This is a genomic window from Nostoc linckia z4 (assembly GCF_002608075.1).
Lineage (GTDB): Bacteria > Cyanobacteriota > Cyanobacteriia > Cyanobacteriales > Nostocaceae > Nostoc > Nostoc linckia.
Genome location: NZ_LAHA01000081.1, coordinates 1 through 23,132 on the forward strand (window position 1 = coordinate 1; position 23,132 = coordinate 23,132).

Annotated in this window: 19 protein-coding genes and 3 pseudogenes; 13 read left to right on the top strand and 9 right to left on the bottom strand. The window is 39.1% G+C overall.

Features of this window, described 5'->3' with window-relative positions; genetic code table 11:
- Positions 1–228 precede the first annotated feature (228 nt).
- Complete coding sequence (locus VF06_RS35090; RefSeq protein ID WP_371411477.1) at positions 229–1,164, top strand: NADH:flavin oxidoreductase/NADH oxidase; 936 nt, start codon at positions 229–231, stop codon at positions 1,162–1,164.
- Between the two features lie 585 nt (positions 1,165–1,749).
- Positions 1,750–2,139 (top strand): annotated as a pseudogene (locus VF06_RS43640) (IS1634 family transposase); the annotation flags it as partial.
- A 169-nt stretch (positions 2,140–2,308) separates the two neighbouring features.
- On the opposite strand, the gene VF06_RS35100 reads toward VF06_RS43640, so the two are convergent.
- The 3 genes and pseudogenes from VF06_RS35100 to VF06_RS35110 all read right to left on the bottom strand — a co-directional run bounded on the left by VF06_RS35100 (position 2,309) and on the right by VF06_RS35110 (position 4,482).
- Positions 2,309–3,478, bottom strand: coding sequence for a zinc-dependent alcohol dehydrogenase (locus VF06_RS35100; protein ID WP_099071270.1), 1,170 nt, complete (start codon positions 3,476–3,478; stop codon positions 2,309–2,311).
- A 214-nt stretch (positions 3,479–3,692) separates the two neighbouring features.
- Positions 3,693–3,909 (bottom strand): annotated as a pseudogene (locus VF06_RS43180) (alcohol dehydrogenase catalytic domain-containing protein); the annotation flags it as partial.
- A gap of 42 nt (positions 3,910–3,951) precedes the next feature.
- A complete protein-coding gene (locus VF06_RS35110; protein WP_244918223.1) occupies positions 3,952–4,482 on the bottom strand; it encodes an SRPBCC family protein in 531 nt (176 codons plus the stop codon).
- A gap of 278 nt (positions 4,483–4,760) precedes the next feature.
- Between VF06_RS35110 and VF06_RS43185 the strand changes: the two are divergent.
- The 3 genes and pseudogenes from VF06_RS43185 to VF06_RS35125 all read left to right on the top strand — a co-directional run.
- Positions 4,761–4,949 (top strand): annotated as a pseudogene (locus VF06_RS43185) (IS4 family transposase); the annotation flags it as partial.
- A 117-nt stretch (positions 4,950–5,066) separates the two neighbouring features.
- A complete protein-coding gene (locus VF06_RS35120; RefSeq protein ID WP_099071272.1) occupies positions 5,067–5,408 on the top strand; it encodes a hypothetical protein in 342 nt (113 codons plus the stop codon).
- A gap of 57 nt (positions 5,409–5,465) precedes the next feature.
- Positions 5,466–5,960 carry a hypothetical protein gene (locus VF06_RS35125; RefSeq protein ID WP_244918224.1) on the top strand — a complete coding sequence of 165 codons (495 nt, stop codon included), beginning with the start codon at positions 5,466–5,468 and terminating at the stop codon, positions 5,958–5,960.
- A 92-nt stretch (positions 5,961–6,052) separates the two neighbouring features.
- Here the strand turns inward: VF06_RS35125 and VF06_RS35130 are convergent, their stop codons facing one another.
- Complete coding sequence (locus VF06_RS35130; protein WP_099071273.1) at positions 6,053–7,297, bottom strand: ParM/StbA family protein; 1,245 nt, start codon at positions 7,295–7,297, stop codon at positions 6,053–6,055.
- 225 nt (positions 7,298–7,522) lie between these two features.
- Positions 7,523–7,984, bottom strand: coding sequence for a hypothetical protein (locus tag VF06_RS35135; protein WP_257208155.1), 462 nt, complete (start codon positions 7,982–7,984; stop codon positions 7,523–7,525).
- A 1,111-nt stretch (positions 7,985–9,095) separates the two neighbouring features.
- On the opposite strand from VF06_RS35135, the gene VF06_RS35140 reads away from it, so the two are divergent.
- Together VF06_RS35140 and VF06_RS35145 are read left to right on the top strand one after the other, a co-directional pair.
- Positions 9,096–9,569 (top strand): plasmid mobilization protein, encoded by a 474-nt coding sequence (locus tag VF06_RS35140; protein WP_244918225.1) that lies wholly within the window; start codon positions 9,096–9,098, stop codon positions 9,567–9,569.
- Between the two features lie 245 nt (positions 9,570–9,814).
- On the top strand, positions 9,815–11,320 hold the full coding sequence (locus VF06_RS35145; protein WP_244918226.1) for a relaxase/mobilization nuclease domain-containing protein: 1,506 nt from the start codon (positions 9,815–9,817) through the stop codon (positions 11,318–11,320).
- Positions 11,321–11,583: 263 nt separating this feature from the next.
- Here VF06_RS35145 and VF06_RS35150 read toward each other — a convergent pair whose 3' ends face one another.
- Positions 11,584–11,838, bottom strand: a complete 255-nt coding sequence (locus VF06_RS35150) for a hypothetical protein (RefSeq protein ID WP_099071276.1) — start codon at positions 11,836–11,838, stop codon at positions 11,584–11,586.
- 47 nt (positions 11,839–11,885) lie between these two features.
- A complete protein-coding gene (locus tag VF06_RS35155) occupies positions 11,886–12,182 on the bottom strand; it encodes a hypothetical protein (RefSeq protein ID WP_099071277.1) in 297 nt (98 codons plus the stop codon).
- Between the two features lie 282 nt (positions 12,183–12,464).
- Here VF06_RS35155 and VF06_RS35160 point away from each other — a divergent pair, with 282 nt between their 5' ends.
- Positions 12,465–12,794: a hypothetical protein gene (locus VF06_RS35160; RefSeq protein ID WP_099071278.1), complete on the top strand. Its 330-nt coding sequence runs from the start codon at positions 12,465–12,467 to the stop codon at positions 12,792–12,794.
- 288 nt (positions 12,795–13,082) lie between these two features.
- Here the strand turns inward: VF06_RS35160 and VF06_RS35165 are convergent, their stop codons facing one another.
- Together VF06_RS35165 and VF06_RS35170 are read right to left on the bottom strand one after the other, a co-directional pair.
- On the bottom strand, positions 13,083–13,445 hold the full coding sequence (locus tag VF06_RS35165; RefSeq protein WP_099071279.1) for a hypothetical protein: 363 nt from the start codon (positions 13,443–13,445) through the stop codon (positions 13,083–13,085).
- A gap of 28 nt (positions 13,446–13,473) precedes the next feature.
- Entirely contained in the window at positions 13,474–13,668 is a 195-nt protein-coding gene (locus tag VF06_RS35170) for a hypothetical protein (protein WP_041457400.1), read from the bottom strand.
- 67 nt (positions 13,669–13,735) lie between these two features.
- Here VF06_RS35170 and VF06_RS35175 point away from each other — a divergent pair, with 67 nt between their 5' ends.
- The 5 genes from VF06_RS35175 (at position 13,736) to VF06_RS35195 (ending at position 23,098) form a co-directional block, all read left to right on the top strand.
- A complete protein-coding gene (locus VF06_RS35175; protein WP_099071280.1) occupies positions 13,736–14,413 on the top strand; it encodes a hypothetical protein in 678 nt (225 codons plus the stop codon).
- Positions 14,414–14,584: 171 nt separating this feature from the next.
- Positions 14,585–14,941, top strand: coding sequence for a hypothetical protein (locus tag VF06_RS35180; RefSeq protein ID WP_099071281.1), 357 nt, complete (start codon positions 14,585–14,587; stop codon positions 14,939–14,941).
- Positions 14,942–15,438: 497 nt separating this feature from the next.
- Positions 15,439–22,110 carry a hypothetical protein gene (locus VF06_RS35185; protein ID WP_244918227.1) on the top strand — a complete coding sequence of 2,224 codons (6,672 nt, stop codon included), beginning with the start codon at positions 15,439–15,441 and terminating at the stop codon, positions 22,108–22,110.
- Positions 22,111–22,265: 155 nt separating this feature from the next.
- Positions 22,266–22,706, top strand: coding sequence for a hypothetical protein (locus VF06_RS35190; RefSeq protein WP_099071282.1), 441 nt, complete (start codon positions 22,266–22,268; stop codon positions 22,704–22,706).
- 29 nt (positions 22,707–22,735) lie between these two features.
- Positions 22,736–23,098 (top strand): hypothetical protein, encoded by a 363-nt coding sequence (locus tag VF06_RS35195; RefSeq protein ID WP_099071283.1) that lies wholly within the window; start codon positions 22,736–22,738, stop codon positions 23,096–23,098.
- Positions 23,099–23,132 lie beyond the last annotated feature (34 nt).

A 23,132-nucleotide genomic window follows, 5' to 3' on the forward strand; every position in this document is an offset into this window, starting at 1 on the left:
AATTTTTAGTCAAGCAAGTTGAATACATCTATTATTTGGGCGATACCGTAAATTGTTCATTCTGAATTTATAATTCAACAGGTTAAAAATCTTCTCAGCAATTGACAATTAAATTTTTCGAGAGTGCCTTCAGGTACAAGCAACGTTTTTAGCTGTTTTTGTTCTCGTAAGACACACGCGAACAAATTATGATTTATTCCACTATCTATTTTCCCTTAACCGAGCAGTATTGGAACTGGTCTGATTATGGTTGAAGCGACAGCCGTAACACCACAAGGACGGATTACACCTGGCGACCTTGGGCTTTGGGACGACAAGCAAATCGAGCCACTAACTCGCATTGTGCGCTTCCTTCGCCAACAGGGATCTGTTACAGGGATTCAATTAGCCCATGCTGGAAGGAAGGCAAGTTGCAATGTTCCTTGGTTGGGCGGTACGCCACTGACACCTGAACAAGGAGGTTGGCAGCCTGTCGCACCTAGCCCAATTCCTTTTCAAGAGAACGCTCCTGTACCGATATCCCTCGATGAGCGTGGTATTCAAGAAGCGATCTTCGCGTTCGTTGCAGCAGCGCAGCGTGCCCTGCAAGTAGGTTTTCAAGTGATTGAAATCCACGCAGCACATGGATACTTATTGCATTCTTTTCTTTCACCACTCAGTAATCGCCGAACAGATCGTTACGGCGGTTCGTTGGAGAACCGAATGCGTTTATTACTGGAGGTAGTAAGGCAAGTACGAAATGTTTTGCCCAACGGGATGCCGCTTTTTGTACGCATCTCCGCTACCGACTGGGTAGAAGGAGGTTGGGATCTCCAGCAATCAATCATATTGTCCCGTGAACTAAAGACTCTAGGCGTTGATTTGATCGATGTTTCAACAGGAGGTTTAGTACCCCATGCCAGAATTCCTGTGGAGAAAGGCTATCAAGTACCTTTTGCTGCCAAAATCCGAGAAGAGGCTGGGATCATGACAGGAGCTGTGGGGCTGATAAATGAGGCTGAGTATGCCGACCAAATAATTACTCGTGGGTGTGCAGATTTGGTTCTTATCGGTCGAGAATTACTCCGCAATCCATACTGGTCGATTTATGCCCGTTGTAGCTTGGATGAAGAACCTAATTGGCCTGTGCCTTACGGTTATGCAGTTAAACGACAGAGAAGGTGAAAAATTTGGCGTTGCACAACAGTGGGATCAACTACAGAAGGCAGGGGCATCAGTGAGAGGTTAAGGTAATTGCACATTTGTCAAGAGGGTGCAGGAAAAGGCGATAAATCAAGCTTGGAGACTGTCTTTGGCAGGGCTTTGACTACTCCTAAGTCTTGATTTTCTGGGGCAGCAAAGTACTTAATCGGGTCAAATATATATCCAATTAGCGAACAAGACAAAGATGAGCTTTTATCGTCGGCAACTCATGAAGAAACTTGGCAAAAGCATAAGGAAGCATTTACCGCATTACATTTATATGGAATATGGCCAAGAATGAGTATGAGTGTATATGATAGATAATTTATAGTTTAAAGAAAACTGTAAAGTTAAAACAACAGAATGTAGCATTTAAGTAGTATTCATGTAGAAAGTTACGTTAAGTATTTTATTGAGCCTTAACCACACAATAGAGATGCACAACACTGGCTTGAAAAATCATTGATCAGTCTCGGCTGTGATAAATAAAACTAAGAAATTCGCGGCGGGATTTTCTTACTTTTGGAAACTGGCGATCGCTCCTAATTATACTTTGTCGAGAGTGATAAAAAAGGGTTATCTATCGAACAAGCCGTACTGACTTATCGAGACGAATGGATTGCCGAGCATGGCTTCCATCGTCTCAAGGGTGCGTCACTTTCGATTGCCCCAATGTTTGTGCAACGTGATGACCAACTGACTGGGCTAATTCATTTATTGAGTTTGGCGCTGCGACTGCTAACAATAATAGAGTTTGTTGTCCGACGACAACTTATCACACAGAGCAAAACTCTTACTGGGCCATATCCTGATAACCCTAAAAAACAAACTGATAGACCCACTGCTGAACGATTATTACGTGCTTTTTCTAATCTCACTTTGACGATTATTGAAGTCCGAGGTCAACGTTTTGGCTATGTGCCTCCTTTAACTTTTTTACATCAGGAAATTATTACGGACACCAAGAGTGAGAGTGCCTGGGGATATTCGTTCATTGCCCATCATCCGATAGAGATATCATCGATTAGAAGGACACGGAGAGAAGTTGCGTGCGGAGATAGAGGGACATGGAGAGTTCTTTCTTTGCATCTTTGCGTCTCCCACTCTCCGTGTCTTTTCTCCTGCCTTATGGTTTGAGTACAACTTTGATACAGTTTTCCTTCTTGTGTTTGAAAATTTCGTAACCCCGGGGTGCTTCATCTAACGGTAGACGATGGGTGATCACGAAAGATGGATCGATCCTGCCATTTAGGATGTGATCGAGTAACGTGTTTAAGTACTTATGAACGTGCGTTTGTCCCATTTTGAATACTAAGGCTTTGTTCATGGCAGCACCCATAGGTATTTTGTCTACAAGGCCGACATAAACACCAGGAATTGACACGTGACCGCCTTTGCGACAGTCAATCATCACTTGCCGCAGCACATGGGGGCGGTCTGTTTCCAGACGCACTGCTTGCTTTACTTCGTCGTATACTCCTTCTAGACCCGTGCCGTGTGCTTCCAACCCTACAGCATCAATGCAAGCATCTGGGCCGCGTCCACCTGTCATTTCTTTGAGGGCTTCACTAACATCTACTTCCTCATAGTTAAGGATTTCTGCCTTGCCTTGATCTTTAGCCATCTGTAGGCGTTCGGGAATTTGATCGATAGCGATGACTCGTTCAGCACCAAGTAGATAAGCACTTCTTATTGTGAATTGTGCGACTGGGCCACACCCCCAGACTGCGACAATATCACCGGGCTGAATATTACAGTTATCTGCCGCCATATATCCGGTGGGGAAGATATCTGTTAGAAACACTACTTGTTCGTCTGTTAGTCCATCAGGAATCTTAAACAAACCAGTATCAGCAAAGGGAACACGGGCATATTCAGCTTGACCACCAGCGTAGCCACCTAGCATATGAGAGTAGCCAAAAATACCAGAGGGTGAATAACCCATGAATTTTTCTGCTAACCAAGCGTTTGGGTTAGAGTTATCGCACAATGACCAGAAGTCATGTTGACAGTACCAGCAGTTACCACAGCCGATAGGGAATGGTACAACTACGCGATCGCCTATATTTAAATTTTTGACGGCACTACCTATTTCAACGACTTCCCCCATCATTTCATGACCCAGGATATCGCCCTTTTCCATTGTAGGGACGTAGCCGTTATAAAGGTGTAAATCAGAACCGCAAATTGCTGTTGTCGTGATTTTAATAACAGCATCACGCGGATTAATGATTTTTGGATCGGGTACTGTTTCTACTCGTACATCGTTGGCACCGTTCCAGCAAACTGCTTTCATAGCCATTAGTCCTTTGTCGATAGTTAGTTATCAGTTGTCAGTGGTTATTTTCCTTGTCTCCTCTACTCCCCTGCTCCTCTCAGTTCCCAACTCAAGGCTGTAACCTAACTTTTATGCAGTGGTCTTTTCTTTGGTTGAACAGCTCGAAGACATGCTTGGCTTCTGTTAGGGGTAAGTGATGCGTGAACACAGCAGATGGATCGACTTCGCCCTTCAATACACGATCGCCTTTTTTCAATTTCTTGACTTCATTACCAAATATCAACGATTTCTCCCATAAACTCGTGACCAATAATGTCACCCGGTTCCATCGTCGGGATGTAGCCATTGTAGATATGCAAGTCAGAACCGCAGATGATTGCTGATGTAACTTTGAGGATGGCATCGCGGGGGTTAATTATTTTTGGGTCTGGCACTGTTTCTACCCGCACATCGTTAGTGCCGTACCAACAAACATTTCATAGCAATATTTATTAACCTTGCGGTTGACCTTCTGTTGTGGCAATCTCGCCTGCTTCCATCAGCATTCTGAAGCGGCGTAAATCTTCTTTAATTTCCAGTTCTGGGTCTTCGCCAAATAATTTAGCGATGTCTATGACGGGCTTCTCTACGAGACGCTCCGCGAACGCCAACGCAGCCCCAATTGCACCCCCAGGCGGGGTAAATTCTCGGACTGTTTTTACCTCAGTGCCACGATTCCCAGGTGCTGGCTTGAAGTGGACGCGACCAGAGGTTTCAATTGCTGCGCCTTCAACCGAAGTCCAGGCAATCAATTCGTTTTCTCGGTCTTCGGTAATGACTACATCCCACTCAACGCTTCCATTTAAGAATCCTTTGCTAATCCAGTGCGATAGCTTTTCATCGTGTACCCTCACCTCTTTGAGATACTTAATGAACCGTGGCAAGTTATCAAAGTTACGCCAAAAGTGATAAAGTTCCTCTACTGGTTTATTAATGGTTAAAGTCTTTTCAACTTTGAACCGTTGGTTCATGACCGTACTCATGACCATTGCCTCTTGTGCTTGCTATATGTCTTTTAATTATCAAAGTTGGGACAAATTGATTTGTTCTAACTCTTCTATTGCTTAGAGTTATAGTTAAAAAAAAATTACTTATATTCTTTCAATAGTCTTAGGTTTTCAATAAATTGATACGACAAAAGTAGTAATTGGCAGTTCTTAAGGGGGGACGAAATACCCTGAAATGGATATAGGGCAATCAGTGTAGCAACTTATGGTAAAACAAAATAGCATTCATTCGCAATAAGCTCTGTTTAATGATAATATTACCTGAATTCTATGAAACACACCTCAAGCGAGAATTGGGACGCACCGAATATTTATTACTAAAACTCCTGATTAATTTATTACAATCTATTAAAACTGTCAGCATAGAATCATTGGCTACTGCTTTACCTTTGCCAATACTCTTTGAAAGTAGAAGGAAGAGAATTCAGCGATTTTTATCTTTAAACTACATCAATCGATTGTTATTTTTTACACGGACTTACGTCCAAATAAAGAAGAGAAAGCACTATAGCTAACGCTCAAATCCTTAAGAAGTAACTCTCACATAGGAGATAAAAATTATGGCTACTAAAACCAAAAAAGTTACTTTAATTGATGATAACGCAATGGGTATTTACAAAATTGCTGACTACAACGAGCGTAAGTTTAAAGCAGTCTACTACGGGCTACAAGAAACCTGGGGTAAAACTATTCAAGCGCAGTCACAGACTAACTGCAATAAAACACAATGGGATACTTTTAAAGCCAGATTTATTGCTACATTCGGCTCAGTCGAAAACCCCAAATATAGTATACAACAAATGGTTGACTATTCCATTAAGCACTTCAACAAAGGCTTAGAAGAATTACTCGAAGTCAACAAACGTACTTGGCTACAACGCGAACGTTTATTAGCAAAATAATCACAAATAATCTGATTTTACAGAAAATCTCGCTCATACAGAGTGGGATTTATTTTTTTGACTAATGCTGACGCAGCTAAAAGCGAAACACTCATCAAGGAAACAACTATGGCTGCTAATAAATCTACTAAAGCTCAAGCTGCTACAGTCGATGATTCAACAATGGAGCAATTCAAGATTGAATTATTCGACGTGCGTAAATACAACACAATTTTCTATTCAATTCGTGACCTTTACGGACGCGAATCACAACGGCAACTGGGGTCTGACAATTTCGATTGGAAAGCTTTTAAGCTTCAGTTTGAAATTTGTTTTGGTCGTCCTGAAGATTGTCGTTACACCACAGAACAATTATTGAATTTCACCAAATACAAATTCAACATGAGTTTGGAAGACTTGTTAGCTTATAACCGTAAATCATGGGAACTCCGCAAAAGACGAGAACAACAATATGCAGACATGGAGCAAATTAACTCTGTAATTCAGCACATTCCAGAAATTACCAATTCTCACGTTGATTGCTCCCAAATGCTAGAGCAACAGCCATACTAAAATCTCATAGAATCAGTTAGAAAGTACTGTTTTATGCAGTACTTCACTCTAGCTGATTCTTTTTTTACTACATTTATTTTTGCCTGAACCTATCAAACATTCTCGTTTACAGCAATAAAGGTACTAGGCCGCTCACAAGGCGTAAAGTTATACTTACGTTTGACTTCTTCACCTGTATTATTTGTATTACCTTCAACAGATTTATTTAACGGTACAACCTCAGAGCGTATATAACCAGTTAACTTATCAAACTGAATAATCATGTGCTGGTGGAAAGCCCAAACATCCGCCATCCGATTGCCCATACCAGAAGATATTTCATCAGGTATAAAAATATTAGCGTGCCAGGATACTTTAATCCCCTCTTTCTGGAAGTAAGCATCTATTTCAGGACGAATGTAATCCGCAGTTCCTCCGCAAAATACCAGTTCTTCAATATCCTCATCCATCTTCGAGCGCAACCACCTGGCGATCACACGCCAATATTCGTCTCTAGCAAGTAATAAAGCTTTGGACATCGACTCTCCATCAAGTTGAATCTCATCACCTTTGCGCTTGCGTGAGAGTTTTTGCATCACCTGGGGGTCACAACTGGCTCCAGCTTCTATCAGTACCTCAATAATATTGGAATTATCAGGGCTTAGTCCCGATGTTTTGGAAATCAAATTATTTACTAACCAAGACATACCAAAATTGCTGGTTATTCCTGCACCAATCGAACCACTCCGAAAGGTGAAAATACTCGCGTTGCGATAACCAAGCATTACGTACATCGAAACAGGTACACGATCGCCAAGCGTTCGCCTACGGTGGAAAAATATTCCACTACCTTCAGAAGCTGCATCATAACGAAGCATTTTCACCCGCATCTTACCTGCTGGTGTATCAAACCCCCGAAACGTATCCTTCAACCGAATTTGTAACTGTTCCTTATCTTGCACTTCACCTGGCGGCAGCAGGACACTCAAGTAAGCTACAACATCATTACCCAGGTTCAACTTCTCCTTAGCCAGCCAAAATGCTCCGCAAATTTTGGGGATTGCTAGTTCGTATTTTAACTCCCTCAGTTGCGATATACCCCCAAACCGACGACGAGCAAGTTCCCCCAAGGCGAAATACTCATCGCCTATCCCTACCCAAGCACGAGATTCAGGACTACCTTCAGGTTGGACGCTTTCAACTGAGGCTTTAGCAACATCTGCTATTTCTGAGTCTAAAAGTAAAACAACAGGCTTTCCTTCTGGATACTCCTGAACGATAGCCTTGGTTTTACTTGCACCCATGTCAATCGTAATTACTATCTTTTTTAAATCTGATTTCTCCTTAGTTTTGGGCATATATAAAGGTTTCAATTCATCTCTGCTATTGCTTACAATTTAACCTTTATAAGTATTAACTCGGTATGGAAAAAGGCTTACTTTACAGCAGTATTACCCTGTCTTAGAAAAAATTTTACAATTATCATCCATTTTTTTTTGCAGCGCAGACGATGACCTCACCACCTTGATACCCAAATCTATAGGGTGGACAATCTACAAATGAGATCGCTGGATACAGTTTCCTTACTCTAAACGAAATCCCGGATCAACTTCTATCTCTGCTTTAGCAATCACATCATCTTCATCATCATTGAAGAAATCATCCAAATCTTCCTCTTGAAAAGACTGTTCCTCCACAACAAGCGGCACCTCTGATGAAACAGAAACATCATCGGTCGAAACTACGCCCGTAAAAAAACTCGCACTCTTCTCTGCTTGAGCCTGAATATCAGTTGCAGCTATCAGAGAAAAAACTCCACTACCATGAGGTTGTGTGGTAGTTGCAGCAGAAGTGGGAAGTCCACTACCATAAGGCTGCACTAGCACTACTTGGGCAAGTCCCTCCATCCCGAAAGCCCGTTTCATCTTAATTATTTGTACTTCCAACTGCGCGATCGCGTCTAATACGCACGAAGATAATTTTTCACCCCTTACACCCTCTGAGTAGAGCATATAGGGGAGATAGAGAGGAATTATCGCCTCCATTATCATATCCCCCCCTCCCTTTTCACTGTCCTTCAGGTATTGCAACAATCTCGCTTCACTAGAACCTTTCTTTCTTGCCACTGACAATTCTACATAATCTGATTGCACCTTCCTTGGCATAATTCCCCCCTCCGAGTTAGTTACAACAATCAACAGTAATAAAACAATCTCAACTTTTAACCTGATTAACTCAAATTACAATTAGCCAATTTTATACTACATACTGTAGTAATTAGTAATATTAAAACCACTTATTCGATAGGCTTAATGAACATTTCCAGTAATGTAGAAGTGACTAAAATTACTATATCTGTACGCGCCAAGCTACTTCCTCAGTACTCTCCCGCAACTTGCCGAGTACTCACTGACTAAGTGGCAAAAAATCTCTATTTATTAGTTAAATTATTGATTTAGTATACTTTTTCCATTTAAATTAGACCTACATAAGGCACACGCACTTTCCTAGTACTCACCGCTTACTCTCTGCTTACTTTTCCCTTACTCACCGCACACTCTACTGTCCTACCCTCGCACTTGGTGCAATCAGACTAGTAAACAAGGTATGGCAAATGGGCCTATTTCAACCTAGATTTATTATCAATAATTACAATTAATTGATAATAAGTTCTATACGACTCATATTGTTACATGCTACAAAAATACAAAGTTGTAGTATAAGCCTAAGCCAATTAATATACGCCTCAATTTTAAACAAATCATTTTCAGTTGATTTTATACATTAAATTAAGTTTATATATTTAGGTAAAATTTCACGATCGCACACTTGATTATTGACTGATAATCTTTTTTATAACTACAATGGCACGATTACTGCACGGCTCTCAGCATTCTACAATAAATAAAATATGTATTATTTTTAACAAAAAACACAATATTCTCCTTCTCTAGTTAAGGACAGGAAATAAAGACTAGATTTTATAATAAAGTAAGTATTTTTACATAGAGAATAATCTGCGATCGCATAGTTCGACCCTAACAGCATAATGCTTGTAAAAGCGATTTCACAGCAGTTGCAGTACTATTACGAGAGCCATATAGCCGCAATGTCAGTTATACCAAGGATAACGGCTATATTATCCGCAATGGTAGTGTGCGTGAGAAAAGTGGAACTTTTGGTTGTCGAGTTCCCTGGCACAGTACAGAAAAGCGTGATACTTCCCCCAGTCCAATGATTAAACAAGGTATGGTAAATAGGCCTGCTAAACGAACCAAATTAGTTAAGGTATACGTCTTTGAGGAAGAAAAAAACGCCATTGAGGAGAAAGCCACCGCCACAGGACAAACGGCATCTGAGTATCTACGTTCATGTGGGTTAAGACGAGTGCTAGCAGCAAAACCACCCGCAGATGTAATAACCATCCGTGCTACGGCAGGAACCCTCAAAAGCGAACTGATGATGTTATCTCACCTTGCCAAGGAAACAAACAACCAACAAATTATTAACCAAGTCGAAATTGCGATCGCACTCGTAGATAAAACTATTGCTGCTGCATTTAATATAGAGATCGCAGGCTCTAAACAAGACGCTGGGAATCCTGTACACAACCAAGAAATAGAAAAATAAGCTTGTTGAGAACTTATACTAATCAATAACGAAGTATTCAAATTTGAATATTTCGATACAAGTGCTGATATATATAGAAAGTAGAGAAATTAAGAAGCGATAAATCTCTATTTTGTTTATTGATATTAGTTGAGATTAGGCAATAATTAAACTTTGTTCAAATCTTTACAGTCAAGTTCTTTGCGTTTCTAAGTAGAATTGCTAGGTTGGAAAAACGTTCTTAGCTACTAAACTCTAACCTCAACTTGATTCCTGTCATCTATAAAAAACCCAACTTTCTCGACACGCTCAAATATGTGTTGGGCAAAGATGATGCTGCGATTGTCGATACTAATATGATGGGAACAAGGCCAAATGAATTTAATCAGCAGTTTCTCAACATCAAGTACACCAACAAAGCAGTTAAACGGCAGTGCGCTCACCTCATCATCTCAATCGCACACCGCCCCAACTACCACGAGCATTTATCGGACAGTCAGTACAGTTATGTAACACGAGAATATCTCAAAGATATGGGATACTTACCCAAGGAAGAATCATCTGTAGGAGCTACCAGTCAATTCGTTGCAGTACGCCACCACGATCGCAACCACGAACACCTGCACATAATCGCCTCCCGGATTCGGTTAGATGGTAGTTTAGTTAATGATTCCTATGATTATTTCAACTCCCAAGTCTCAACTAGACGCATCGCGGCGGAACTAGGATTGGAAGTAACACCGACAACAAATGAAGCTGTGGCCTCTAAGTTAGAGCAAGAATACGGAATAATTACACTTACCAGCCCCAACCGATCAAAAAGCATTAGAGCAGTCAACAGTAAGCACAAAACCCCAACCAGTAAGGAAATTATTCGCCAAGCAATAGGAGAAGCTATTAAGGATAGTCCCACCGTCTCTACGTTCATTCAACGCCTGGAGGAAAATAACATTGGAGTATTGCCTAAGATGCAGGGGGAAGAACTACTAGGCTTTACCTACATTCATAATGATGTCAAAATTGCAGGTTATCAAGTATACAAACCTTATAGCTGGAACAAACTGCGGTCTGAATATGGAATAATGTACGATCCAGATAAAGATAAAGAAGTAATTCAACAAGCTAAAGCCAGAGCAATTAACCGCATAAATTGCAATATACTAAGTAATAATAATTACTTACATGGTGACAAAACTACTACCAACAGTGCAAGTGATAGCAATGGTGATACCGATAGTAACTCCAAAACACTTGTTAGTACATATACACTAAACAGTAATTATTCCAGTGAGATTTCGATAATACAACCAAAATTAGAATATAACGCCACTTCGGAAGCAAATAACACTAAGAAAAAAGTTCAGCCGCATCCCCAAAAACAGTACCCACAACAGGATATTTCAGAAGAAAATGGTCTCACTGCTAAACAATTCCTGGAAGAGCAATCTTCCCCTGTTCCTCCTTCTCTTAACCTTCTGCCTTCTACTCTCAAACATTTGCCTTCTATAATCACTGACTATATGCTTATTACCAATAACTTCCGTATCAAAGGACGGGAGTTGAGTGCCAGCTTAGATAGCAATACTCTGAGTGTTTACCGTCATGGGGATAATACTCCTGTGATGCAAACCTGCTACAGTCAGAGAACCTGGTACGAAGAGATACCAACTCGACTAACCACAAACGAAATTGAGCAGATTGAAAGTTTACGTTTCTTTACCCAACAAGCATTAATCAATCAACAGCGATCGCAAACAGGTATTGAGCAATAGAAAATCTGTAGATAGAGAGAATTTAATCTACTTAGAATTAGGGGTACGACTGGCTAAGACACTGTTGGCGAAGTTGTCACCAAGTGCAAACTAAACAGTTTAGGTTTTAAAAATTTCGTCTAGCAATCCAGGTTCTTTGTCAAGCTGGATGTAAATTTGGGGGCAGCTATTTGTGGATTTGTAGGGCATAAAAAATTGTTTTGTCTATTGGTGTCTAACCATCAAAAGTACAATTTTTTGCATTTATATTTATTAGAGGTAAATTAAACCGTAAAATGTAGAAATTTGCTAACTTCAAGGCGGGTGCGTTCAACAGACAAGCTATCTGGGTTGATTCCGTGAAAGTCTAGATTCTTTTTCTCATAAGTTTTTAGCCTACTGACTGTGCTTTCGGCTAATTCCTTGGTTTTAAATAAGCAAGCTTCTTCTATTTCAAAAGTCCATTCAGTATTTGATACGTAATAGTAATTTAAATCTAGAAAGTGACCAAATACTACCCAGACATCTTTTTTAGGCATAACTTTTATTTTTTTTGTCTATTTTTGATTTTATTTTTTTCATAATCTTAAGTAAATTCAGGTATTTTACTAGAGAATTCAATAAAATAAGTCAAGTAACTTTTAATAATTTTAATATCTTCTTCTAGTCGATTTTTAGTAGATGTTATTCGGGATAATGCAATGTACAAATAAGTATCGATTGAATCTTTATCAGTTCCTTCTGCAAATTCTTCTTTTAAATCTTCTAAATTTTCAATTGAAAAATTTAAGTGGCTAATATGACTGCCAAAATCATCTAAATAGCAAGAGACTCTAGCTACAGCTTCCTTAATATCAGATGCTATCGTTTCATCTATGCACATAATCAGAAGTTAGATTTTGTTCCAAAATTAGTTAGCTAATTCTATAATTTTACTTTCTTGTGACATAACTCTTGTTTTTGTCATAAATGTTGAAAGTAATATAACAATTTTACATTGTTTTGCATTTTTGCAGTTCTGCAATGTCTGTTAAAATATAATTCTGACAACATAACTCTCACAATAAAGACAGTTGCCTAGGCGATAGATTACTTTTACGTCGCGCACGAAGACTGAGGTGATAAACTGTACACAATACACATAAGTTTGTCCGATGATTATCTTATGACACAAAATTTTAGAAATTATATGGATATACTTGATGAGCTTTATATACTAGATGAAAATAAACAGCCTATTAAGCCCGAAAGTCTTGAGCAATGGTCTAATTGGCGGAAAAATGAGAACAATATACAAGTAGCTTTAGATACTTTTTCGTGGGGAAGAGTATCTACCATCTTTTTAGGGAAGGATTACTCTAATTTTCCGAATCAAGAACCACAGCTTTTTGAAACTATGGTTTTTGGAGGTGAATATAGTGGTAAATTCTGGAGATATTCAACTTGGGAACAAGCAGTTGCCGGACATCAAGAAGTTTGTATGATAGCTATTTGAGCCTATTGGTGAGAAAAATTTAAACTTATAAGAATAATCCTAAACTAAAAAAAATACAATTGTAAAATTGGTGGCAAGTCAGCAATAATTTTCTCTTAATATAGTAAGAATTCAGTACTCATAAGCCAAGAGCCAGAATACAGAATTACCTCAGTATAATTAATAGTTTGATTTATAAATTTACACTTATTTTTTCTAACTATTTTGACGAATGTATTCTGACATAATTTCTAATCTTATTTTTAGAGAAGAGTAATTTTATTCATTTTATTCGCTCGATTGCCAACTTCAACCAATTCGTTCAGCTTTTGATACAGGAGGTTCTAAAAAATCGAATCCGCTTTCAACAAGCCACTGTTTAGAAATAGCATCAGGACGATTAACAATAAAGCTGCAAGCGTCATCTAATTCTTCAAACACTCTGTTACAAATAGTTGGGTGCTGAAAATCTCCTACTCCCACCACCCAAACCTCTTGCCCATAATTAGACAAGTAAATCCTGACTACGTTTTCTGGATAACAATGCCAATTTTTGGGATCGGAAACTACAGATATTGTATCTGTGGGGAAGGGAAGCTCACGATTAATTCTTCCGTCAGGAAACTCAGCACTGTACTTGGCTATATATTCTTGGGTTTTTAGTTTAACCATATTTATTAGCTAAGACACTCAAATGTTTTTATAAATCACAGCGCAACAGCTTAATCTTGAAATACCCTCGTTTAAGTTTCTCACTTCCCCTGACTTCATAAAATTTATCTGGTTTTTGGACAATTTCAACCAGTCCCTGCGCTTCCATCTTCTCAAACAACGACTGCCACGACGCAATATCTTGCTCAGGCGCAAAAATTCTAACATCGTTTATCTCGCCCATAAGCCTAAGCCTCTTTGTTCTAGCTATATAAAATTATAAAAGTAACTAGAACAAAAAAGGATAACCCATGCCCAAGAAAAAATGTGGACTTGGATTTGACTGTGCCAGTATGATGCTGCACCCAGGCATAGACCCTGGCGACTGCTTAAATTACAAAACTTGTGGGAGTACGGTTGAACTAACCCCTGATGAAGAACTCGAACTTGTTCGTATCCGGGAAGAACAAATGCGCCAGTATCAAGAACAAATTCGCCTGACTCGTCGTTCTGCTGCCATTATGATGCTGATGAGGCGCGGTTGCCCACAGTCACCAGAATCGTTAGGTATTGTCTCCGCCGTCGAGGCGATCGCCACCACATTAGATAATATTCGTACTGGATTTACTAACTTCGACGGACAGTACATCGCACCACCTAGTTGCGAACTCCACATCTACAATGTTAAACGCCCCAGTGGTAGGTACTCATACTATAAACTAACTGCCGAAAACGCAATATTTGCACCTTCAGAGAAAGAACAACAAGTACGGGTAATTCACCTCAGCCATCATGATGATGCGCGGTATATAGAAGCACAACTTGGTATCGAACGGCGGAATAAGTTAACCCAGATGCGAACACTGCTTCAGAACGCAAGCGCATTGCTTGAGGAAGCAACACGTCTACTCGAACAAACTACAGATATGAACAGTCCAAATGCTACAGTTGAAGTTTTCAACATCGATGAAATTATATCCATCGACTAATAAAACCAGCAAAATGGGAAAATTTACTTCATTACTGCCACAAAATATAAATCCTGAAATACAGGATTATGTGTAAAGCTGCTTTATCTACCAGTGCGACGTGACGATTACAATCAAATCGCTCTGATAGGTATGCCAACAGGCTAAAAACTGACTAGGGAGAAGTGAAAAATGACTATAAGTTTTAGAGAATGGCTCAAACAATTTAAAAATCAAGATATACCTTTTGGTGATTTATGGAGTGATGCCACATCGACTAAAAGAGGAAAATTTCAAGATAATATTTCAGATTATTGGCAGGGTAGCACTATAGAAAGCTTGATAGAGTTTATGGTTAAAAATGAAGCATCATATAAATCTTATAGTGTTCTTAATGAAGCTAATGAGGCGTATCATAATTATTTGGGTTTAGAACCTATGGAAACATATAAATTGGAAGAATTAGAGAACCAATTTAAAGCTAAATATTACGCAGAACGTCTACAGCACTATACAAGATTATGTATTTTATATAAAAATCCTACTTGAATCTTGCTCAATATACTGAGAAGTCAAGCTTTTAGGCAGTTTTATTTTTGTTCTAGTTACTTTAAATAAAAATAATAGCTAGAACAAAGGAGGCACTTAAAATCGAAAAACAACAGGAGAGTAAAAAATTAGGGAGGCATAAAATTATCAAGGTGGTGCCACACTAATTTAGCTTTCTGTCCCAAACTGCAAATATAACCACAATGGCAAACATGAAAAATGTTACTACTGATTTAGCGTTAAGCAAGAAGTAATCAAAAAGTTTGTATATTTTTTTCGACTTAAATTTTAAGACTACATTGAATTAAGTCTTTAGGAACTATTTTTCAGTAATAATTATATTTCAGGGTATAAAAAAATATAGCTATTTGTTGGTATAAATTAGAAAATTGTTTAATAAATTATCAGTATAGAGAAAGTAAAATTAAACTCTACGGGTATTTTAGTGCCAAAAAGTGAAAATTTATATTTAATTTTATAAGTTTAATTGTTCATATATGACAATTCAAGCTAAACATTTTGACACTAGATTAAATCAATGGATTCATACAGATGGTAATACAAATAATCCAGATTCGCTGTTAAAGGAAGAACTTAATAATACTCTACTAGAATATTTCTTTCCTGGGATAAACTTTTCGTTCGGGCATATGGACGAAAAGTCTACTGTAGAACAATTAATTAATCATCCTGAAGGTCATAAATTATTACTATCGTCAAAAACTCGGTTGTTATATGGCCCCGAAGAAGGTCTAGATACAATTAGGCAATTATGCCCTGATAACAAAGATAGAGGTGCTTACGGGTCTATCTTTCTTGGTTCATGTAGAAATGCTGTCAATAAAGAGTTAAACATCCTAATAGTTGATGATAATAGTGGTGAAAATGGCGGCATTATCAGTAATGACCAAGCATATCGGTTAACAGGAGACTGTTACGGACAAATATCAAAAGAACTGTATCACGAATTAACTAAGCATCAAAAAGGTGATAAATATCGAGTAATTCAGCACCGTTTCGGTTGGACTGATCGAGACGGAGATGATAATAAATATCGCTTTGGTAAAGGTACACTACGCCCTGCTAACCTTGAGCAAATCCTCAATTATCAAGACTCCAATAACTCAACTAAAATTGACCTAATTCTTCCCTTATCTGCGTTCAAGGGAACTGATAAAGATAATCCTAATGGCCCGACTAAGCCTCAAATTAAACCTGGATTGTACCGACAAAATATCTGGCTAGGTGAAAAATCACAATCTGAACTCGGCAAAACAGCTATATCACAGTTACTCGCTTCATTCCCTAAAGGACTGAAAGACTTTACTGAACAGCTAGAACTTGAAGCCAAAAAGCTTAAAGAAGCACAGGATGATCCTCGGCAACTTGCACAACTTTACTGCGAAAAATACGAGAAGCGGAAAGCCTTTCTCGAAGAACAAGCAACCACACTAGAAGAACAAGCAGCAGAAGATCCAACATTAGCAGAAGAGTTAGAAACTTTGCGCGATCGCATTGCTACTGACTCGTTTATTTACAAACTCATCAAAGCTGACCTGCAAGGAGATGGCCAACTTCTTGAAACTGAGAAAATACAGCGCGAACTCGCCCGGTTCGTCCAAAATGAGTGGAAAGAAATAGCCATCGGCAAGACGTTAACGTTTGAGCGAGCAATGGTCATTCCCTCCAAAGACCTGCAAAATGGGGAAATTTCCATACCGCATTATCAAGATGACGAAGAAGTTCTCAACTTCCGCTCCCCTTTCCTCAACTCAAATGGTCTGTGCGTCTCAACTAACAAAATTGTAGAAGATATCCTTGGGCCTGATGGTCAACCTCTCGCTGGTGCGATCGCTGTCTCGGACGAAACAAGCGATCGCATCTACAACCGCCTCAATGAGCAAATTAAATCTATCCTGCCAGAAGCTCAAGGAAAAAATATCCAGTTAGAAGGTATTGAAAATTACTTAGACCAAAGTATCAGTAAGCTCGAAACTAAAGATAAAATCGAGTTTACTCACAAATTTAATCAGTATATTTTAGAACTAAAATCAGCAGGTTATCCATTAGAGATTCTCCCTCAAGAGTCCGAACAAGAGCGTCAAGCACGCGACTACGATGGTGATTGTATCGGCTTCGAGCGGGCAACCAAGTATCCTAACCTCACCACCGAAGCAAAAGAGCGCAACCTTCCTGAAAACGCCTACGCTCCAACTGTCAAACTTAAAAAACAATCTTTTTACCAAAAAGATGGCAGTCAGCCAGAATTTGAGGAAATCGCCATCCACATGAGCGATGGCATTAGTGTGGGTGTTATCAACAATCACCTTACCGCAATTGAGGCGTTAGAGTCAGAAATTACGATTCTGAAAAGCTTTGGTAGCGAGAAAGACCAAATTGAATACGTACAGCAGGTAGCCAAACACTACGAAGATTTATTCAAAACAGAAGCCTGGGCAAAATCCAAGGGTATTGAAGGGAAGGAGATTCCAAGCAAGTATCGCAGTTACATGGAAGAGTTCATCAAAACTGTTGGGCAAGAACCCACCAATACACTAGTGGCGATGAACATTAATACCCAAATGTACCGTGAAATGATTGCCGAGGCAGCATTTCAAAATCAAATTGCAGTTGACCTTTTCAAGAGTGCCAAAAAACCTGAAATTGAAGTTATTCGCAACAATAGTCGGATTCTTCACCGGGAAGTCAACTATATTAAGGATAAGAAGAAAGATGTCTATATTGACAATATAATTCAACCGACGGGATATTCACCTGTTGAGTTAGTAATTGCTCAAACCAATCAGTATTTTGAAAAAGCTCGTCTCGAATCGCGTGAAATCGTTCAATTTCAAGCTTTATTTAAAGGGGTTGAATTTTCTCATGAACAGCGATTAAGAGCTATCCTCATCAAAAAAGAATTCGACAAATCATTCAACCGAGCAAGTGAGTTATCTAAACAAAAAGAAACTGAAAAAGGGCCGTCTGCAAATATTACCCTTGCTAGTAGTAATCAAGTAAGTATAACTAATCTTCTACAGTATGATAATGAATTTATCTGGAAAGCTAACACAATTACGATAAAAGTATCAGAAATATCCGAAGATAAACGCAACAATAACCGCCCGCATAAATATTTAGTTTATGCTCAAATTAACGGTGAAACTGAGAATGGTAAACCCAAGTTTAGAAAATTAGGAACACTGGCGAGAGAGCAAGAAAATCAACTCGAAGAGATAGGAATTACGTTTGGACAAGAAATAAAATCTAATAAAATATCATTCCAGCCTGAACTAAGCGAAGGTCAAATTAAACTTCTTTACCAAAGAGCTTACGAAGTAGCAGAGGAATTTTATAATTCGATTCCAGAAGACCAAAAGCTAACAATGGCAGCTGCCACCTGGGCAGTATCAACTACTCGTGAGACTGGTAATGATAAAAGTAGCGATCGCCAAAATAAAGTTTCTAATTTCGCCTTTGCTGCCTTTCCTCAAGAGATTATCAGTCAGTTAGATACACTCAAGTTTACCGAGTTTAGTATCACTGGGTTTGATCGGAATAGTGAGTTTTTTAATGAAAAGCAACCTCAGAGCATTCGATTTAATTTAGCTGAAGATGGAAAAAGCGTAATTGAAATCCAGAATCAAGAGGGTAATTACGAATCATTTGGAAATATTGAACAAAGTAATGCCCGGCTACCAATTGGTACTATTGCTATTGGCAGTGTTGAAAAAGGTGAAGTATACACCACCTCTGTTACAACCAAAGTACCCGGATTACCAGAACTCACTTTCAAAGTAGGCGAAGTTAATAAGTTTGGAAATTCCCAAAGGTTTAATAATGAACCTGCAATGTTAACAATCGAAAAGGTTGACCTGATTCGGGAAGACTATACTATTTATTTCCAAAATGGCAATAAACCTGAAAAACTAGGCAATATTGATAAAGAATCAATTAAAGAAGGCATTGCCCAAGGCTGGCTAGCAGAAAAGCCTGGGAATGGGCAACATTTACAGCTTAAAATTCAAACTATCATCACTGGACAAAATGCCTATGCTATAGCAGAAACATCTCAGAACAATCTGTTACGAATTAATATTACGAATCCAAAATACAAAAAACAGGAGATTAACAACCAAGCATTTCAAGAAACTTTGGTTAGGGCATTTGATAAAAAGCACGTTTATATTGCTAAAATTGGCGACCAATCACTCGGTATTATTGGTCAGCATAATGAACGTCTCGAAGCTGATTTAAATAAAGGGAATATACAAAAACAGTGGCAAAGAAAAGAATCTAGCACTGTACAAAAATTAATTGATACAGGTATTATTCGCCCAAACCAACAACGAACCACTATCCCTGTACAGATTACCAGTAATGAAAGTACGTGTAAAATAATTATTGATTCAGAAACAGTACAGTACCCTGACAAATGGGTTAAACGCAGCCAGCTTATAAGTAATGAAAAGCCTGTCAGAACCGAGCAGCAAGAAAAACGCAACCAAATACTCGGTAAAATTAACGAACGCCCTACAATCATGTTTCAAGATAAAGAACAAAAATTAGTCGGGTTTTTAGGATTAGCAGTTGATGAAAATATAGCTGAAAAAACCAAAAAGTATCTCGAAAAAGTAGGAGTATCATACGAACAGCTTCCTATATCACAAGCTCGGTTAGAAGCCAAAATAGGAATGACTGTATTCATACTTGATGAAAGTACTATCAGTAGCGAATTAAGACAAACCTTTATTAACCGTGCTGGTGGTCATATCAAAAGTGCAGATACACCGTCACAACCCACTCCAATTATTCCCAAACAAACTGTATATTTTTATAATCCAAATCAACAATATACTTCTCCCGATGGAACGCAGTTAGAAACTAAAGAAGCTTTTGGATTAGTAGTTCCCGCACAAGACGCGATCGCTGTAGCCACTTGGTTAGAATCAAAGTCTACTGAAAGTTATTATTTGATTGAGAGTAACAAAGCTACATTTATTTTTAAAAAAAATGAAATTAGTGAGAAAATAAATGAAGAATTTAATAGTTTACTTGGAAAACCTATTAATATTGGTGAAGTTGATGGTTTTGACCGCTACGAACAGCTTAGTGCAGAGTTAAATGAAAAAGTTGCAACTGAAGGTAGTCTTTTAAAATTAAACCATATTCCAGAAAATAGCGAGTATCAAAAAACTCTACAAGCACTTCCTAACCGTCCAAGAGAACTCAATCAAAAAGATTTTCCAGTACCAATTGTTCTTGCTAAAGCTTTACCAGAAGAGAATACAACTAATATTCAATTGAATACTAACGCCACAGTTGCAGAAATTTCACAAGTCTATCAAAACGCGGTTGAGATACAAGTAGTAAAGAATACACAATCAGAAGCTAAGAATCAACCAATATTACTACCCAACTCGCGTCAAGCCGATCCAACTAAAGCTATCGAAATATTGGGTAAGGTAAGCGAGGAAAAAGTAGAACAATTGCGATCACATCTTGAAACCCACCTCAAACCCATACTTGAAAATGACAAATCTAACTATGCACCACTGAGACAAGTTGCCTGGATCGGTGCAAAATGGGATTTGAAGGATAAAGACTTCAAGCCAGGGGTACAGGACGACAAGTTGATGGAACTTGTTAAGCAAGTATATCCTGACGCTGATATTGTGCTGGTAACTTATTCCGAGAACCCCGGTGCTGGCATTAACTACCACCGCGATGACTCCTACGCCGCGACGGAAGCCCGCAGCATCAATATCAGAAATTCTGACTGGGGCTATCGTGCTGCTAAGGAACGAATGGCATGGACTAGGGAAGAGAATCAGGACGCACCATACCAAGAGTTTAAACTTGAGTCGGGTACAGTAACCCGCTTTAACTGCAAGAACGAACACGCTGCACTGAATACTGAGGCTGGCAGATGGTCTATCAACATCTGGTCAATTAAAAATGATCTGGGCAGAGAAAACAGCGTTCGCCAAAAATTTGAGAACTTCCTCACCTCAAATCAACCTCCACGTGCGGTAGTCCAAAGCAACAACGACCTCACCATTAAAGCTAACGAGTGGACACCAGGGGGAGAAATTAAAGTAGAGCGCAGTTATACCAGCCTCAGAGAAGTCATCCAAAACATACCCTCACACCCTTCAAACCAACCAACTGTCGAAGAAATTATCGCCATTGGCAATTCTACTGCGGCACGCGCTGCTAATCCTCAGATTCCAGACAACCCGACTATATCTGGCAAACCAGTACCAATGGTTTATTCGCTGCATCTGCACGGTGAAGCTGCCGCAGTGCCAGTTGATACAACCATCAATGCTATGCGCGGACACGGTAGGATACACACTACCAGAGGTGTAGACTACCAAAAAACTTATGGTATCAAAGAGGGAGATATTGCGATCGCCCAAGGTAAAAACGGCGAGCAAGTTGCTTTTCGGGTGGGTAAACAATACAAAATTACCACCCAAATGATTCAAGACCCAAGTTACCAGCAAGCTTGGGCAAGATGGGAGAAGCATTCACCAAAAGAACTTACCCAAACTCAAGCGAGTAAGAGTCAGGTATATGGCTTATTGATGGAGCCACTAGGAGATTATGTCAATGGCAAAATTGTTCCGTTCTCAACCATCCAAAAACAACCTGCAACTCCAGTAAATATCAGCCCCGACTCCAAAGATGGGCTGGGAGTAGCACTAAGTCTTGCCACTGCACTCGCCAAAGAACAAGGCAAGCTGCAAAACGATTACCAAGTTTCAGTCAACAATAATCCAGAAGCCCCTGCTGGGCAGTATGGAGTAGAAACCCATGTCCAAAAACCTCAAGGGGTAGCATACGCATCCGCCGAACACGCATTTAATCACCAAAAGCAGTTGCATCCATCAGTTGATGAATACCAGCTAATGGTAGAAGTGCTTCAAGCTAAACTCGAACAACACCCCCGGCTGACTGAGGCGATCGCCAAACGTGGGGGAATCAATTGGTTAGAGAACTGTACAAGCATTACTAACGCCCAGGATCAACAGTGGCAGGGTAAGGGTAAAGAATCCGCATTTATTCAAGCCCTTAGCGAAGCGTATATATATGTAGTTGCAAAAACACAACAAACTACAGTACAAACCCAGCAGGATGAGTCCTTTGGTAAGTCAGGATTTTAGATTTTTATTTCACGATAATTATTAAAAATTGTTAATCAAAACAGATTTGGTAGCAAGAATTAAAATAATTTTACGAAATTCTAGTGTAGAGTATGTATCTACTTAAGTATGTAATTGTTTGCCTAACTAACTATCAGTAAGAGGTATTTCTCAAAATGGCTAAGAATTGGGGTAGGTTGATTAGTCGTTTAGGCTTGCCTTTGGTAAGTATTGCTGTCTCAGCAGGTACAGTTTCTTTTGTTATTGGTAATCCTCATGGAGACACCAAGCAACCCAGTCAAGTTATGCAACCTGGTAACAGCACTACTGTAGTCAGTGACGGTAGCACAGCAATCAACGCTACCACAAGCGGTAATGGTAGTCCAGTAAAAGTAGAAGCCCCAAACAGTAACATTGTTGGGCGTGATGATAACCGCACTATAAACAATGTAGGCGAGCGACAAGTTAATACTAAAACTTATACAGAGAACCGCAATAATAACCGCGTGAATGGCCGACAAATTAACGCTGAAAATTACAATGAAAATTGCCCTAATGCAAAAATAGATAGAGGCTCGAACTGTGTCAATAATGGTAGTGTGACAAATAACTTCTAACTGTAATGAAAAGATAGGAGTAGCAAATAATGATCAACAAAGGAAGTCTGGTTTTTACTTTTTCATCGCTGCTCCTGTTTTCTCTAACAGGAATTGCCTATGCACAAAAAACAACTATTAGCTGCCCTGACAGTAATTTAAATCGTGGTTCTGTTTGTATCAACGAAAGAGGAACCGTGATTAACAATCATCGAGTAACGATAAATATCTACCAAAATACTTCATCCCCAAATGCCGAAGTAAGTTCCCCGCCTCCAAAAAATACTCAACCAAACCCTTTTGTAATACATAGACAGTCTCCACCACAAGAATTACTTGTTTCTGATGGAGAACTACCACCACTTACAACTTTTCCTGGAAATTCAGCGTTCACAATACAAAGAAAAAGGTAATATATCTTAACTTTAAGTGTGAGGATAACTAAAT

Excerpts from the sequence above, each read along its gene's own strand:
- VF06_RS35100 (WP_099071270.1), bottom strand. The coding sequence starts at position 3,478 with ATGAAAGCAGTTTGCTGGAACGGTGCCAACGATGTACGAGTAGAAACA.
- VF06_RS35110 (WP_244918223.1), bottom strand. The coding sequence starts at position 4,482 with ATGAGTACGGTCATGAACCAACGGTTCAAAGTTGAAAAGACTTTAACC.
- VF06_RS35120 (WP_099071272.1), top strand. The coding sequence starts at position 5,067 with ATGGCTACTAAAACCAAAAAAGTTACTTTAATTGATGATAACGCAATG.
- VF06_RS35130 (WP_099071273.1), bottom strand. The coding sequence starts at position 7,297 with ATGCCCAAAACTAAGGAGAAATCAGATTTAAAAAAGATAGTAATTACG.
- VF06_RS35135 (WP_257208155.1), bottom strand. The coding sequence starts at position 7,984 with ATGGAGGCGATAATTCCTCTCTATCTCCCCTATATGCTCTACTCAGAG.
- VF06_RS35150 (WP_099071276.1), bottom strand. The coding sequence starts at position 11,838 with ATGCCTAAAAAAGATGTCTGGGTAGTATTTGGTCACTTTCTAGATTTA.
- VF06_RS35155 (WP_099071277.1), bottom strand. The coding sequence starts at position 12,182 with ATGTGCATAGATGAAACGATAGCATCTGATATTAAGGAAGCTGTAGCT.
- VF06_RS35160 (WP_099071278.1), top strand. The coding sequence starts at position 12,465 with ATGACACAAAATTTTAGAAATTATATGGATATACTTGATGAGCTTTAT.
- VF06_RS35165 (WP_099071279.1), bottom strand. The coding sequence starts at position 13,445 with ATGGTTAAACTAAAAACCCAAGAATATATAGCCAAGTACAGTGCTGAG.
- VF06_RS35170 (WP_041457400.1), bottom strand. The coding sequence starts at position 13,668 with ATGGGCGAGATAAACGATGTTAGAATTTTTGCGCCTGAGCAAGATATT.
- VF06_RS35175 (WP_099071280.1), top strand. The coding sequence starts at position 13,736 with ATGCCCAAGAAAAAATGTGGACTTGGATTTGACTGTGCCAGTATGATG.
- VF06_RS35180 (WP_099071281.1), top strand. The coding sequence starts at position 14,585 with ATGACTATAAGTTTTAGAGAATGGCTCAAACAATTTAAAAATCAAGAT.
- VF06_RS35185 (WP_244918227.1), top strand. The coding sequence starts at position 15,439 with ATGACAATTCAAGCTAAACATTTTGACACTAGATTAAATCAATGGATT.
- VF06_RS35190 (WP_099071282.1), top strand. The coding sequence starts at position 22,266 with ATGGCTAAGAATTGGGGTAGGTTGATTAGTCGTTTAGGCTTGCCTTTG.
- VF06_RS35195 (WP_099071283.1), top strand. The coding sequence starts at position 22,736 with ATGATCAACAAAGGAAGTCTGGTTTTTACTTTTTCATCGCTGCTCCTG.